14 protein-coding genes are annotated in these 15,550 nt (G+C 39.3%); 6 read left to right on the top strand and 8 right to left on the bottom strand.

Annotated elements, in window-relative coordinates:
* Positions 1-84 precede the first annotated feature (84 nt).
* The 6 genes from JXQ92_RS15135 (at position 85) to JXQ92_RS15110 (ending at position 6,137) form a co-directional block, all read left to right on the top strand.
* Complete coding sequence (locus tag JXQ92_RS15135; protein WP_421987477.1) at positions 85-492, top strand: EVE domain-containing protein; 408 nt, start codon at positions 85-87, stop codon at positions 490-492.
* The gene (locus tag JXQ92_RS15130; RefSeq protein WP_421987476.1) at positions 489-2,075 is read left to right on the top strand and encodes a hypothetical protein; all 1,587 of its coding nucleotides are present in this window, start codon (positions 489-491) and stop codon (positions 2,073-2,075) included. The genes JXQ92_RS15135 and JXQ92_RS15130 overlap by 4 nt, the downstream gene beginning before the upstream one ends.
* A gap of 54 nt (positions 2,076-2,129) precedes the next feature.
* On the top strand, positions 2,130-2,681 hold the full coding sequence (pyrR, locus tag JXQ92_RS15125; RefSeq protein ID WP_421987475.1) for a bifunctional pyr operon transcriptional regulator/uracil phosphoribosyltransferase PyrR: 552 nt from the start codon (positions 2,130-2,132) through the stop codon (positions 2,679-2,681).
* Positions 2,682-3,608: an aspartate carbamoyltransferase catalytic subunit gene (locus JXQ92_RS15120; protein WP_421987474.1), complete on the top strand. Its 927-nt coding sequence runs from the start codon at positions 2,682-2,684 to the stop codon at positions 3,606-3,608.
* Positions 3,609-3,614: 6 nt separating this feature from the next.
* Complete coding sequence (locus JXQ92_RS15115) at positions 3,615-4,589, top strand: alpha/beta hydrolase (protein WP_421987473.1); 975 nt, start codon at positions 3,615-3,617, stop codon at positions 4,587-4,589.
* Between the two features lie 171 nt (positions 4,590-4,760).
* Positions 4,761-6,137, top strand: a complete 1,377-nt coding sequence (locus JXQ92_RS15110) for a pyridoxal-phosphate dependent enzyme (RefSeq protein ID WP_421987472.1) — start codon at positions 4,761-4,763, stop codon at positions 6,135-6,137.
* Between the two features lie 11 nt (positions 6,138-6,148).
* Here the strand turns inward: JXQ92_RS15110 and JXQ92_RS15105 are convergent, their stop codons facing one another.
* The 8 genes from JXQ92_RS15105 to JXQ92_RS15070 all read right to left on the bottom strand — a co-directional run bounded on the left by JXQ92_RS15105 (position 6,149) and on the right by JXQ92_RS15070 (position 15,366).
* A complete protein-coding gene (locus tag JXQ92_RS15105) occupies positions 6,149-6,700 on the bottom strand; it encodes a hypothetical protein (RefSeq protein ID WP_421987471.1) in 552 nt (183 codons plus the stop codon).
* The gene (locus tag JXQ92_RS15100; RefSeq protein WP_421987470.1) at positions 6,687-7,175 is read right to left on the bottom strand and encodes an RNA polymerase sigma factor; all 489 of its coding nucleotides are present in this window, start codon (positions 7,173-7,175) and stop codon (positions 6,687-6,689) included. The genes JXQ92_RS15105 and JXQ92_RS15100 overlap by 14 nt, the downstream gene beginning before the upstream one ends.
* Position 7,176: 1 nt before the next feature.
* Positions 7,177-8,547 (bottom strand): serine hydrolase domain-containing protein, encoded by a 1,371-nt coding sequence (locus tag JXQ92_RS15095; protein WP_421987469.1) that lies wholly within the window; start codon positions 8,545-8,547, stop codon positions 7,177-7,179.
* Between the two features lie 84 nt (positions 8,548-8,631).
* Positions 8,632-11,430, bottom strand: coding sequence for a T9SS type A sorting domain-containing protein (locus JXQ92_RS15090; protein WP_421987468.1), 2,799 nt, complete (start codon positions 11,428-11,430; stop codon positions 8,632-8,634).
* A gap of 86 nt (positions 11,431-11,516) precedes the next feature.
* On the bottom strand, positions 11,517-12,281 hold the full coding sequence (locus JXQ92_RS15085; protein WP_421987467.1) for a hypothetical protein: 765 nt from the start codon (positions 12,279-12,281) through the stop codon (positions 11,517-11,519).
* Between the two features lie 44 nt (positions 12,282-12,325).
* Positions 12,326-13,321: a hypothetical protein gene (locus JXQ92_RS15080; protein WP_421987466.1), complete on the bottom strand. Its 996-nt coding sequence runs from the start codon at positions 13,319-13,321 to the stop codon at positions 12,326-12,328.
* A gap of 101 nt (positions 13,322-13,422) precedes the next feature.
* Positions 13,423-14,571: a hypothetical protein gene (locus JXQ92_RS15075; protein ID WP_421987465.1), complete on the bottom strand. Its 1,149-nt coding sequence runs from the start codon at positions 14,569-14,571 to the stop codon at positions 13,423-13,425.
* A 54-nt stretch (positions 14,572-14,625) separates the two neighbouring features.
* Positions 14,626-15,366 (bottom strand): lysophospholipid acyltransferase family protein, encoded by a 741-nt coding sequence (locus tag JXQ92_RS15070; protein WP_421987464.1) that lies wholly within the window; start codon positions 15,364-15,366, stop codon positions 14,626-14,628.
* Between the last annotated feature and the right edge of the window lie 184 nt (positions 15,367-15,550).

The raw sequence follows: 15,550 nt of genomic DNA, 5'->3' as shown, positions 1-15,550 counted from the left end.
TGAATTGAGAAGTGTTTTTCAAGGATTTTTAATCCCTTGATGGTTTCATTAATTTCAGAGATACAAAGTTAAAAATAAGTCTTTATGAACTACTGGCTAATTAAATCTGAACCAAATGCCTATTCTTGGGATGATTTGGTAAAACTTGGAAGAGACCATTGGGACGGTGTAAGGAATTATCAGGCTAGGAATAACATGAAAGCCATGCAACCGGGAGATCTGGCACTTTTTTACCATAGCGTCAATGAAAAGTCGGTGGTAGGTGTAGCTGAGTGTGTCAGTGAATTTTATCAAGATCCGACTACAGAAGATGAACGTTGGGTTGTAGTAGATTTTGTGCCAAAAAATAAGCTAAAAAAGCCGGTAACGCTCGAACAAGTAAAATCAGATTCTCGTTTACAAGATATGGTATTGGTTAACAATTCCAGACTATCCGTTCAGCCTGTGAAGAAAGAAGAGTTTGATATCATTTTAGCCATTTCTGAATTATGATGAAACGCATTTCCATTTCTTGCTTTTTTCTTTTTGCCTTAGCTACTGCATATGCTCAAGTAGGACACATTGCCCGATTTGAATCTCCGCATGAGTGGAATAATCAAGACCATATTGTTATTTCTAATGAAGAAAAAGGGGTGCTTCTTGTACAACCAATGACACCAGGAACATCGAAAAATGTGGACATTCAATACCGCTACCTCGATAAGAACTTAGAAGAACAATGGATTGGCTTTTTCGAAGTTTCCAGGCGACTTTTTCTAAAAGGATATCACTATGTAGATGGCGTAGCCTATTTGCTTTTTCAGAATAGATCAAGCCAGCGCTATATTAAGTTAGTTACCATCGATTTAGATAATCAAAAGGTGGATTCTTATGAACCAAAACAGATTGTTGAACTCGATATTCAGGAATTTGAGGTGATTCAAAAAACGGCTATAATCGGTGGGTATATAGAAGGAAGACCAGCCGTTTTTGCCTATGATTTAGCCGGCGGAAATGTTCGAACACTCCCCAATGTTTACCAGAACAACTCCGATTTACTAGAGGTAAGAGTGAATAGTGATAGCCTAACGTTCAATGTTATCGCTTCTGAAATAAACGAAGTGAAAGACAGAACAATTCTAGTGAATACCTATGACTATAAAGGAAATGCTGTTCGAGATTATCAATTACAAACTGAAGAAGGACATCAACTTTTATCAGGAATATCTTCTTCCATTATAGATCGAACACAAACAATAGTTGGGCTTTACAGTATGAAAACCGGCACCTATCCATCGGGTATTTATGTCAACCACGTTGATAAAACCGGTCAGCAATCGATGAAGTACTATTTCTTTGGAGAGTTTGAGACCTTTCTAGATCATACAGGAGAAAAACGAGCAAAAAAATTGAAAGAACGGGCATTGAGTGCAAGGCAAAATAATAGAGATTGGCGTTATAAGACCGATGCGCTTTTCAGAGAAATAATTGAGCAAGATGGCAAACTGATTGTTGTTGGTGAATTCTTTAAACCTTGGACGGTTAACACCGATAATTATTGGAGGAATAGGAATCAATTTAGTCGATTTTCAGATTTTGCGGACCCGACGCTTGGTACTTTTCAAGGATTGACTAGAGATCCTAATGCCTTTCGACAAAATGGAATTCGTTCAGATTTCAACTTTACTCATGCTTTTGCCTTAGTACTTGATGAAAAGGGTACAGTTGAATGGGATAGTAGCTTTGAAATAGAAGAAAACGTAGATGGGGCTTTAGAAGATTTTGGTGCTTTTCAATGGTATGATAATCAAGGCTTTTATGCCTTTTATCATGACAAGGAGTTAGTAGTAAAATATTTGAATGATAAAGAAAATCAGAAAGGAGATATCAGCGAGCTTGCTTTAGTTTATGAAGACGACAAACTCAAATTTGAGCGCGACCAATATAGAGGAATCACACGATGGTATGGCGATAAATATCTAGTGTATGGCCTTCAACATGTACGATCGGATGAAACAAAACCGAACCTTCGTAAGGTGTTTTTTATCAATGCCATAACCGTAGGGCCAAAATTTGAAAGTACAAATGATGATTAAATAAGGGAGCTTAATTTCTATGACCAGTTCCTTTTACTATATTTGTTTCCTGAAATGCAAAACAGGCTTTTACTAGGTCATCCACAGTTAGCCATCACCATCGGCCGCCTCTGTCAGCAACTGATAGAAAACCATCAAGATTTTGAGAATACAGTGCTTTTAGGCCTCCAACCTAGAGGAATATTTTTGGCGGAACGTGTGAAGGAAAGACTTGAATCATTTACAGGTACTCAGATTAACCTAGGTTATTTAGATGCCACCTTCTTCCGAGATGATTTTAGAAGAAGAGATAGCCCAGTTCGGGCCAATGCCACCAAAATCAATTTCTTAATTGAAGGAAAGAAAGTCATCCTTATTGATGATGTCTTTTACACAGGACGATCAGTAAAGGCAGCTTTGGATGCGATGACGGCCTTTGGCAGACCAGAAAAAGTAGAGCTGCTCGCACTCGTCGTGAGAAATTACGCCAAGCATGTTCCCATTTTCCCTGACTATGTCGGCAAGAAAGTAAATACGCTCGACAGCCAGAAAGTATTGGTAGAATGGAAAAATGAAGGAGATAATGCTGACGAAAATAATGTATGGCTAATCAATAAGGAAGAATAAATGGAGCAGTTGAGTACTAAGCATCTTCTCGGCATAAAAGACCTTACACCAGAGGATATACAGCTTATTTTCCAAACTGCAGACGAGTTTAAGGATGTTATAAATCGTCCAATAAAGAAAGTCCCTTCTTTACGAGACATTACTATTGCAAATGTCTTTTTCGAGAACTCTACAAGAACTAAACTGAGCTTTGAGCTGGCTGAAAAACGACTTTCGGCTGATATTGTAAACTTTTCGAGCAGTAATAGCTCTGTAAAGAAAGGCGAAACTTTGCTCGATACAGTCAATAATATTCTATCCATGAAAGTGGATATGATTGTAATGCGACATGCCAGCCCTGGCGCACCACATTTCCTTTCTAAGCATATAGAAGCAAACATTGTCAATGCAGGCGATGGTACCCATGAACATCCAACACAAGCACTGCTAGATACTTATTCCATTCGGGAGCGTTTAGGCGATGTCGCCGGAAAGAAAGTAGCTATTATAGGAGACATTCTTCATTCTAGAGTCGCATTGAGTAATATTTTTGCCCTACAAAAACTGGGTGCAGAAGTAATGGTTTGCGGCCCAAATACACTCTTACCCAAATACATCAGTTCCCTTGGTGTAAAGGTAGAGTTGGATGTACGCAAAGCACTTGAATGGTGTGATGTTGCCAACATATTGAGGATTCAGTTAGAGCGTCAACACATCAAATACTTCCCTTCATTAAGAGAATATTCGCTCTACTATGGAGTTAACAAGGCTTTACTCGATTCACTGGACAAAGAGGTAGTGATTATGCACCCAGGTCCAATTAATCGAGGGGTAGAATTGAATAGCGATGCGGCAGATTCAGAAAATGCCATTATCTTAGATCAGGTAGAAAACGGTGTTGCCGTTAGAATGGCAGTGCTTTATCTACTCGCATCGGTATCTAAATAAACAACCATGAAGAAGTTTCTCAAAATACTAGCAGTCGTCGTTGTGGTGATTGTAATAGCCTTTTATTTTTTGGTGATTCCTAAAACCGTCAATATGGTCACTGACTATGACCGACATACTTTTGAATATGTTATCTCTGATTCGGCGGTATTAGCTAACTACGCCATCGGTGAAGCGCGAGGACCTGCGGATTATGGTTTTCCAGATTTTGAGGAGATAGACTTCGAAACTTTATTCGATGGACTTAATTTGAATGGTTGGTATGTGCCTTCATCTAAGCCAGAGGTTTCAAAAACATTGATTATCAGTCATGGTAGAACTTCCAACAGGTTGAAGGCCATGAAATACTTGGAAATAGTGAAGGTCAAAGGCCTCGATTCGCTATACAATGTATTTATTCCAGATTTACGGAATTCGGGGAAATCCGATGAAGCAAAAACGGGAATGGGTTACGAATTCGCAGAAGATATAACGGCCAGCATGAAAATGCTCAAAGATACTTATCAGCAGAATGAATTTGTGCTTTGGGGCTTTTCAATGGGTGCAATGGCCAGTGCTACGGCTATAAATCGACCTGATTTAGTAGAGCTACAAGAAAATGAAGGGCTAAAAGTTTCTAAGCTTATTTTGGCCAGTCCGTTAAGTAACATTAGAGAAACGGCACGTTTAGCTGGTGCTGATATGGGCATACCTTACTTCATTTTTAAAGCGTCTTGGAAAGGCTTTGATAAGGTAATAGACGGATGGAGTGAGAACATGAAATTCTCTTACCTGCTATCTAATAAAAAAGTTCCTGCCTTGGTGCTTTATGGAGACGGTGATGCAACTACACCAGCACCTATTTTGGAAGCTGAAATAGATGGACTTATGAATGTTTATCCTATCCTCTTTAAAGGCGCTGACCACGTTCAGATTTATACGCAGCCAGAATTTAAAAACCGATATGCCGATAGGGTAGATGGTTTCTTAAGAATGGATTAAGCCATATCATTCAGGTAATTACAGCAACTGTTTCTAATAAATTGATTTTGCTTAGCGACAGTAAAGCCAATATTCATATTAGCTTTTTGTGAAGAAGAGATTTTTGACGCTTTCTACTGCGCAAACGATTGAGAAACTCCTAGATTTGCAGAAACTATTAAGAAAAAGGAAATGCGTTATTACGATTCAATCATAGAAACTATTGGGGATACTCCACTTGTGAAGCTTAATGCTGTTAATAAGGGTGTTCCAGGTACTATTTTAGTGAAAGTTGAGTACTTCAATCCGGGGAACTCAATGAAAGACAGAATGGCCTTGAAAATGATTGAAGATGCTGAAAAGCGCGGCGATTTAAAGCCAGGAGGAACTATAATTGAAGGTACTTCTGGTAATACCGGAATGGGCTTAGCGCTCGGTGCTATCGCCAAAGGATACAAATGTATTTTCACCCTTGCCGATAAACAGTCACAAGAGAAAATGGATATTCTCAAGGCTGTAGGTGCGGAAGTAATTGTTTGTCCGACTAATGTTGAGCCAGACGATCCAAGATCTTATTACTCAGTGGCATCAAAGCTTAACAGAGATATTCCTAACTCTTACTACCCTAACCAATACGATAATACGTCAAACGCTCAAGCCCATTATGAGACTACTGGTCCTGAAATATGGCGAGATACGGAAGGAAAAATTACGCATTGGGCAGCAGGTGTTGGTACTGGCGGTTCTATGTGCGGTACTTCTAAATATTTAAAAGAACAAAATGCAGACATCGTTTCAGTAGGAATAGATACTTACGGATCTGTTTTTAAGAAATATAAAGAGACTGGTGAATTCGACGAGAAAGAAATTTATCCTTATCTAACAGAAGGTATCGGAGAAGATATCTTACCTAAAAATGTTGATTTCAGCGTCATCGATCATTTTGTAAAAGTGACAGATAAAGACGGCGCCATTATGACCCGAAGACTTGCTAGGGAAGAAGGTATGTTCTGCGGATGGTCATGTGGATCAGCTGTAGCTGGTGCGCTCGAATGGGCCAAAGAAAACATGAATGATGACGATGTAATGGTTATTATTCTTCCTGATCACGGTACGCGCTACCTTGGTAAAATTTACAATGATGATTGGATGAGTGCCCGAGGGTTTGTTGAAGAAAGAGACTTTGAAACGGCAGCCGATATTCTAGCTGGTCAAGGCGAAAATGGTCACTTAACTACTATAGCACATACCGCTACGGTGTCAGAGGCCATCAAAATGATGACAGCCAATAGTATTTCTCAGCTTCCGGTAACGAATGGAGACAACTTTGTGGGTAGTCTTATTGATTCTAAACTATTGGCTCAAATGATTAATGATGCTGAACTTCAATCGAAGCCAGTTTCTGAAGTGATGGAGAAACCATTCCAGTTTGTGCCTTTGGATAATACACTCGATGTATTATCGTCAGTGATCACCAAAGACAATCCAGCAGTAATGGTGAGGGATGAAAATAGAAACCCTCACATTATTACTCAGCATGACATTCTAAAAGCAATGACTTCTAACTAGTAGTTGCTTTTTTACAAATCTTCAGATAATTGACTAATAAGGCCTTTTAGTCTGGAGATTTGTTGATTCCATATTTTGTAAGAGATCAGGGTGAAAGCAAAAAGCCCTAGAATGAGCCCGCCAAGAAAAATATATTTATGGGTTGTAAACTCAATGTTTATTGTCATAAACAGAAGCATTGATCCACCGAAAAAGAAGGCACTTCCACATGAGGTGAAAGACAAATTCTTCAGCTTCTTTAATAGTTGAATCGACATTGTCTTTACATCTAAATCGGTATTCGGAAGGTTAACTATTCTAAGACCTATCAGTCTATTAGTAATGTAAATTAACCCGCTTAGCACGAGGATTATATTTGTCCAGAGTGGCTTTTCTGCTCCATCTAGTCCGTTGTAGAACAGTAGAATAAAAACGAAGACAAGCGTAGATTCTATGATTAGTCGCTTGCGCATTCTTTTCAACCGACCATTATTTTTTAATTCAGTCATCAAACTCAACGCTTCAGCACCTGTATGTTGATTGCCGGAATTTTGCCACGTATTTTTTAAGTCATCTATTTCCATGATTCTCGGTTAATAGTTCTTTAAGTCTTTTTTTAATTCGATTAATTTTTACCCCAACGTAGTTTTCGCTTATCCCAATGATTTTGGCAATTTCTGAATAAGAGTATTCATCTAGGAATAAGGAAATAATGGCTCGATCAGTTACTTCTAGTCGGTGAAGTGCGTCATAGAGAAGCTCTTCCTGTTCCGATTTTTCATCCGGCCTACTTTTGTCCAAAGTATCTGGGAGGTCGGGCGTTAAGGCTACATCAGGAGCTTTTTTTCGATAGAATGCCATCGCCGTATTCAGTGCGATCCTATATATCCATGTACTAGCTTTGGATTCTCCTCTGAAGTTTGGGTACGACTTCCAGAGTTGTAAGACAATGTCTTGGAAAAGGTCCTTTTCATCCTCAATATTATCACGATACATACGCGATACTTTGTGAATGATGCGCTGATGCTCATCAACTAGCCTTAGGAAAGAATCCTTCATATTATTGCTTCTTGAACTCATATGTCTGGCCCATCCTTTTGGCAATTATGCCTTGAGTTTGCCCGTTTACAACGTTGAATTCTAACTCAATATCGATTTTCTTTCCAAGAAATTTATGTTTTCCTGTTGGCGTCAGAAGAAAACCTGGTCTTCCTTGAATTTGAGCAAATAACTGCTTATCACGGAACATTACATTCATTTGCATAGGACTAGTTGATGAGGCATATGTTCCTTCATAAGCTTGCAATGCTATTTCAGGTAATACTTTTTTGCTATGGCTTGTTGTCAATTGAAGTTTTTCACCGTTGAGGATGGTCTCTATTTGTTTGGCAATCGCATTCATGGGCAAAGTAGAAAGGTTACTCAACACGATTATACTCACACCTGATGCCGGGAAGAAGGCATTGTAACTACTATAGCCCCAAGTTCCACCTCCGTGATAGTAATTCACGTCCTTACCCGAATAATCAGTATACCATCCGTAGCCATAGTTTTTATCTCTGAACTGATCGTTGAATATTTTGACCTGATCCGCTTGATTGAATAGTGTCTCTTTCCGAAAACTATTATTCCATTTAAGTAGATCTATAGCAGTGCTCACTTGATCACCAGCACCTTTCAACATACTATAGTTGCGGTACGGAGCCTGTACAATGCTATCATTGGGTAATTGATGATATCCATTGACGCGACCTTCAATAATAGCTAGCGTATTGGCGCTGCTGGTATTTGACATGCCTGCTTTAGCATATATTTTCTCATCGAGGAGTTGTTGAAATGGTTTTTGATAAGTCTTTTCCAGAATACTGGCGAGTAAATAATACCCTAGGCTTGAATACTTCATTTTCGTTCCCGGTCGAAATAGTAATTCTAGCTGATTGATTTCGTGAATCACTTTTTCCGTTGGCAAGCTTAGCCTTGATTTCTCTTGCCAATAATTTTCGATGGCTTCATTATGAGGGATTCCTGATGTATGGGTTAGTAATTGCTCAATCGTGACTTGTTTGAATTGATTTCCTAGATGCTCCAAATACTTTTGAGCCAAGTCATCCAAAGATATTTTCTCCTCTTTCTCCGCAATCTTGATAAGGGCTCCGGTAAAGGTTTTTGAGATGGATGCGATATTATATTTACTGCCTTTTGCTAATGGCACTTTTAGTGATCGTGAAGCAAATCCGATTGCTTCATGAAACTGCACATCTTCATTTTGGGCTATTAATATTTCACCGCTAAACCCTTTCTCGCTGTGGAGGTACTCTAAATAATTTTGTAAGCGTTGGTTATTTCCATTTTGTCCAAACCCGAATTGGTTCAAGACTAATAATAGGGCTATCGCAAAGGCAAAACGAAAAGTAAAGTAAGGAAGGTGCATAATGTTCTCTTTCCCTATAGGTTGCTAAAGGGAAAGAGAAACTTACACGGAGCGGAAATATTTTTTCAAATGGCTGTTCAAAGCCTATTGAAGCAAGATTCGTTTGGTTTTACTTCTGAACTTATCCGACCATACACGAAGTAAATAGATACCTCGCGGTAAAGTAGATACATTCACCGTTAGGTCAGATGAAGAGAATTGTTGTTGCACAAAGTCTCTTCCTTGAAGATCGGTTAGGGTGATATTGGTTTCTCCTTGCCAATTTTCATTCAATCTTACCCTAAGAATTTCTGTAGCTGGGTTAGGAAAAGCTTCTACCGCTAACTCCGGCAATTCTGGAGTGGAAGTAATAAAATCATCTACATTGATTTGACTTTCGTAGATGCCTCTTCCGTGCGTAGCGGCTACAAACCAACCATCGCTTTTACGAATTTTAATCATGTCAACTCGAATATCGCCAATACCAACTTGTTCTTGTCTCCAAGTCAAACCATCACCCTCAGTTCTGTCTAAAAACCAAATGCCTAATTCTGTGGCTAAGTAAATTTGGTCTCTGTTTAGTGGGTTAAAAAGGCCTTGTCTAACAGGCATATCGGGTAAGTTGCCTTCGATTGACTCCCAAGTATCCCCGGCATCGTTTGAGTACCATACAGAATTGACGCCATAGTTAGAAAATGTCACCAATAGTTCTGATTCGGAGCGGCCCACGTCAATACTTGAAATACTTGAAGTAGGGAATTCTGTTCCAGTCCGTTCTCTAGTTAATGGACTTTGGCCGCCATTCAGTGTTCGGTAAAGTCGGCCTGATTGTGTTCCAAAGAACAAATTTGAACTCGTCGCGGTAGAGTAAGGCGAAACTTTAATGGTAGAAATAGGAGAGTTGATTTCCACGCCAAGATCAAGGATCGTTTCAGTAATGCTCTGATTACCCACGCGAACTCTCAAAAGTGGCGTTGTGTTGTTTTCGTTATTGTTAATGTCTATTCCTATTCTGTTGGCATACAATAAGTTGTTGTCAGAGTCATAGTCTGCGGGATTAATAAATAGCCCTGTGCTCCTGTTGGCAATTGTTGTTGTATTCGAAGGTACATTTCGATCATAAACTATATTGAAACGATTGTATTGCGAGGAATGAATAACCAAGTCAGGTTGATTTTTATCAATAAAAGTATACGCCCCGTCGCCGCCAGCTCCTGGAAAAAAACTAACAACGCTGTTAGATAGCTGAGTCGTATTATTGTCTTGCGTACCCGCCATTAAAAATTCTTCTCCTCGTTGATTCGAAATGTCAAGCGTATAGTATTGAAGGGTGTTAAAGCCTTTATTGATTTCGCTAAAAACCGGCGCATCTCCCTGAGCATTTGTACCCATAAAAACACCACCATCGGTGGAAACATAAAGAGTATCAGGTCGCTCAGGGTCATAAATTATGTCGTGCTGATCGGCGTGAACATATTTAGAGCCGCTTGGCGGATTCCAAAAACTAGTAGGTGTCCAATTCAATCCACTGACGATTGAAGCGGCATCTGCATTTTCAAGTTTGAAACCATTTAAAGCGCCTATGATAATGTCATTAGGGTTTGTTGGGTTTATGGCAATAGTAGCGGCATGCCAAGTAATATTTGACCAAGTGCCGAGTGATGGATCAGGTAAAGCAAACTGTGTCCAACTATCGCCTTGATCGAAAGATTGTATAATAATAGAGTTACTGCCAGCATCTCTTATCCAACCAGTTTTTGCCTCTGTTAACCCACCACTAATAATTGCATATACTCTGTTAGGATCAGAGGGTGCCGATTTTATAATAACTCTACCCGGATAATATTGGTTAGCTGGATCGAAAGTGGCTTCGGTAATTTCATCAAATACTGTCCATTCTAAACCATCGTCAGAATAAAGAATTACTCCAGCACCTAGTAAATCATTGTTTCTCATGGTACCAACAAACATTCTTCCAATGCCGTCTACTTCAATATCAGAAGGCGAATAAGGCGAATCTGTATTTGGTATGTTTGGTAAAACTTGCGTCCATGTTTCCCCATTATCTACTGATCTGAAAAGTCCGTCAGAAGGAGTCGAATCGAATGTTGCTCCTTTGTAAATTCCTGAAACCACGGCCACATAAATAACTTTCGTTTCCCCTTCCATGCGAATTTCAATGTCATTAATGTATTGAAAATCTGTTGTTGATTGAAGCTGCTCCCAACTGTCACCATGATCGGTAGATCGCCAAATTCCATTGCCTACGGAAGAGGATTCCCTGTAGATATTTACTGCTGTATAAGATTCACCCGTTCCTACGTAGATAGCGTCGTCATTTTCAGGATCGAATCGTATAACGCTAACCCCTAAGTTATCTCTCAAACCATCAACTGGCGTCCATGAAGATTCTGGGTTACCTGCATCATCATTTACCCATAAACCACCAGTAACCGAACCTGCCCATAGTCTTGTCGTTTCTCTGTCGTCTATCGTTGGTCTTTCAGGATCAATCACAATTCCTCTTACACGCCCGGCAATATCAGCGGGTACGTTATTCCATTCTAAATCTGAATTTGTTTCTGCCACGCTCATGGCCAAATTGGCACTGTTTCTCATAGAAAGCACTTCTTCTGAGGCTTCATTTAAACCATCTAAAGGAACGTGACCAATCGCTGGGTCTAGCGTTTGAAGATGGTTTAGGAAATAGGCGTGGTCGGGTTGATCCGGTCTTTCGGATTCATCTTCAGAAGCGGGATGACTGGTATTAAATTTGGCATACTCCGCTTTCAGAAAGGCTTCATAAGCCTCTCTCTTGTCGACAGTTTTGTTCGAAAAAATAAGGAAAAACGCGCTGATGATGAGTACAGCACCAATGATGGAGATTCTAACTTTGGCCTTCATTAAAACTTGTTTACAGGGTAAGGATACACAAGTGAGTTATCCGTGTATTCCTAACGCTTTTTCAGGTTAAAGTTACAAACCAAAAGCTACCTTGCAGAAGAAATTTTCTTCAAAAGTACCTGAAAGACCAAAAGCACAGCGCAGGTAAGTGCAACCCATTGAATGGTAGGTTGTACTCCCCATTGTTTCATGGAAATAGCGAGAATGGCCCAAGCGCCGACTAGGGCAAATGTAAGCATACCTCTCTTTTGCAAAACTAAGGTGTAGACTATCGTGGCAATAACGATCATGGTAATCGCCCAATTGATTTCACCTAAACCAATTTGCCAATCGATTTTGGCCAGATAGGCTGATATATTGGCTACAATTGCTACTGTAATCCAGCCAGCATAAAGGGAAGTGGGCCACCAAACCCATCTTTTTATGGGAAGGGTAGTTTTTGATGTGCCGATCTTTAGTCTTACGACGGCTCCTATGAGTGCTATTAAAATAGCAGCCATTACGATTACGCTTTCTCCAGTTCTTTCTGTCAACCAAAGCCATATCCACGCGGCATTTCCTATGTTAGCTAGTATAAGTGCTGGCCCTAATTTTGCAATAAAAGAGTTGTCTTGTGTGCTAAAAGCTGATCGGATAAGGTAAACTGCATTGATTGTTAAGGCAATGTATATAAGGCCCCATATGGAAAAGGCATAACTGGAAGGGGTGAAATAATTATCGTAGCGATTGCTAAGCGATCCGACAGAATTGTCATTGATGCCTTGAGCATTGGCATAGTAATTCCAATAAACAACAAGCGCTAAAATTATTGCGTTTGCTACAGCCCAGAATTTAGTGCGAGGAGTAGTCATGGTCTAGTTTTATATCATAACATCTCTTCTAGCATTTTGTTAATTCACCAGTCTTCTTTAATAGGTGGTTTGCTATTGAAGTGCCTTACTTTATCGCCATAAATAGGGTCGTAATAGTGCCCTCCTTCAAGGTAATCCTCATTCCATATTTTTACACCTTCACTGTTTAAGCGATAAATAAAAGGAGATAGGTGTAAACGTTCTAAATGCCAGCGTCCTGCCTCACCAGAGGGTATTTCCTCCCCAGCTCCATAAAGCATAAGCCCACCTTCTGCAAAGATTTCATTTTCGGGGTCCGTATCCATGTATTCATGGCTTACATTCATGGCTTTGTGCCCTATTTCATGAGCAATAGTACTTCTCAAACGATCTGTTCGGCTCAGGTTAGTTATAGTCATTACCCCTCGGAATCGCTCAGGAAGAGTGTTCACAAAGGAGTATGTGGGAAATGACATACCTCCCGTTCTTACGGCCTTAGTCATCCAATTTCTCCCCTCCGAAACAGCTAAAAACGGATAGAATACTTCTTGAAGTACGACTAAATAGATGGTTCTTGAATTACTTTCATCTGGTTCTATGATGTGATCAAAAGCATTCAAAGTTCTTTCAGTTGGGATAGAAGGGTGTCTTTTGCTATGTACATACATATTGGCATATTCTGTTCTGGGTACAGTAGGTACTTTGTTAGATTCGATGGAAAAGTATTTTGGGTTTACTTCTCCGGTTTTTACCCAAAGTAGTTTTAATTGAACATCAGTGGGGGCATAAATTTCTTTAGCTGCTAAAAAGCTCGTCATCATTTTATCGAGCGTGACTTTCTCAAAGTTTGAATCAAAGTTCGATGGAAAATAGATGCCGACATCAATGGTCATTTTACCGTCAACAAGGTCATTATTGATTTCATTCACATCAATATTTTGAACTATCTGCCATGTTGCTTTTGGATCTTCGGGGAGCTCTACAGGAGTTTTATTATCAGAAGATAAACATGAGCTAGTAAGGATAAGGATAATGGAAAGTGCGAGGAATTGCTGTTTCATTGGCCAACGATTTTAAGTAAGATAGTAAAATCTAAGAGGTCAGTGAATAGAGAAACCCTGAAGTAGTCTTGCCTTTGGCCAAATTACTTCAGGGTTTAGAATTATAATTCTGTATTACGATAGAACTGTCGGATGTTGCCTTCTACTTGGCCATAAACACGGTCTATAAAGCTAATAAAGAGCGTTTGAGGATCTGGCGGAGGTAATTCTTTACGTTTCGACATTCTAATTTCGTCTTTATCCAAAGCGCGAGAATCGCCATTGAAAGATGCCCAGCTATGTTTCCAAACATCCTCACTTCTTAGTTTTCGTTGCGTGAGCACTTTGTTGGTATAGGCATCTCGAATTTCAAAATTCAAAACGCCTGCCGAGAAAAGTGACTTTTCATTTGATGTAAAATCAGCTTTAACCGTATTGTAGACATCGAATTTTTTTCCGTTATCATCAGTATACTGTCCTACAATCACGCTATCCCGCTTTATTTCTACGGTTTTCGAAACGATTTTTGCTTGTCCTAAAACAAAATCATCGAATTCTAAGCTTAAAATATGATCAGGCTCAACACCTCTTTCTTCAGATTCTTGTGCATTAAAGAACTGAACAAATCTATCTCTGCTGTAAGCATCTAAGTATTCGAACATCTTATTTTCTAAATACTCATTCGTCAATTTTAAACTTCTAGAATGAATAGGAATAGGTTCAATTAAGACACGGACAGTACCAATTAATCGGGCCTGTGTTAGCAATGAATCAATACCTGGAATATCATTATTGAAGCGAAGTGCCATCTCGAAATGGCTATAAGCTTGTCTGGCAGTTTCAATAGTATTAAGGCTTAAACTCTCCTTACCAATATCTACTTGTACTGTGGCGGCTTTCGATGCTGCTTCCTCTTGTTCTATCAAGTATTCTTTTGGAGATACTAAACTCATACAAGAAGGACACCTTTGAATATCTCTGTAATAGTTATTCAATTGAGCATATTCACGATAAATAGATTCCCATTTAAAATCGTTTTGACTTCTCTTAAACTGTTGTATTCTTTTTAGACGGAAATCTGAGGCTACGCTATAACCATCCATTAGCACATCTTGTGCTTTTTTATTATTTGGGTTGGATTGTAGTCTTTTGACTGCTCGATCGAGTGCAGTATTGTAATCGCCTTTATCAAAAGCATTTTTACCTGTTGCACATGCTGCTACGCAAAAGGCCAATGCACCTAATAATATGTTTTTGTAGAGCGTGTTCATAAGCTTTATCGTTTGGTTGTAATTCTGTTATTGAAAAAATGATGCCAAACAAAATTAGACGCTTTCGTCTAGGGCAACAATCTTATCTTTCATCATTTTAAAAACATCGCCTGCTAGGCGTTCAACATCACTCTCTGTCATTCCTTCAACAGAAACTTCTGGTAAGACGTATGAGTGAACTACACCCGGTTTTAAAAGAAGGCTTCCTCGTTTCATCAGTTTTGAAGCGCGATGTATCACTACGGGAATAATATTGATGTTGGATTCTATTGCCAATCGGAACGGACCATGCCTAAATGGTAAAAGCGTTTCTTCGGTATTGTTTCTTGTGCCTTCTGGTGCCACCAATACAGAAGTGCCTCCACTTAATAGTTCTTTCATTCTTGTAATTCCTTCTTTCCGACTTTCTGGACTGGATCTATCTACCCACACTGCAAATCTGCTGGTAACCCAGCCAAAAACAGGAATTTTAGAAAGCTCTTTTTTGCCAAGCCCCACTAAACTCGATGGTATGGCGACTGGAATAGCACAGGCATCTAAAAAAGAGGTATGATTAATAAGGAAGATGAATGATTTTTTAGTGTCAACTGATTTTTTGTTGTGCCCTACAAACCAAATTCCTGTAGTAAGGCTAAACATGTAAACCCAACACCTGATAAAAAAGAAGGTAATGCCTTCCAGTTTTCTGGAAATCAAAAGTGGGATTACCATGAAAGGACTAAAAATGACCATGGGAATAACGAACATTATGCCGCACCAGCCTGTATAGATATATTGAATGAGCTTGCCTATCACGTTATTTTTTCAAGAATTCTTGAAAATAATTTTTTTAAGTAGTTCTGCTTTTTAGATTTGATGCGAATTTAATGAAAACTGGTCGTACTGACTCATCCTAAGTACGATCATTAAAAAGGATGAAACCTAACTCTTTGCTTGCAAGCCTCGACACGTCGAGGCTTTTTTATTTTACACAAACACT

Origin of the sequence: Roseivirga sp., assembly GCF_049099775.1 — a bacterium.
GTDB lineage: Bacteria > Bacteroidota > Bacteroidia > Cytophagales > Cyclobacteriaceae > Roseivirga.
This window is presented reverse-complemented; position numbering and strand designations above follow the sequence as displayed.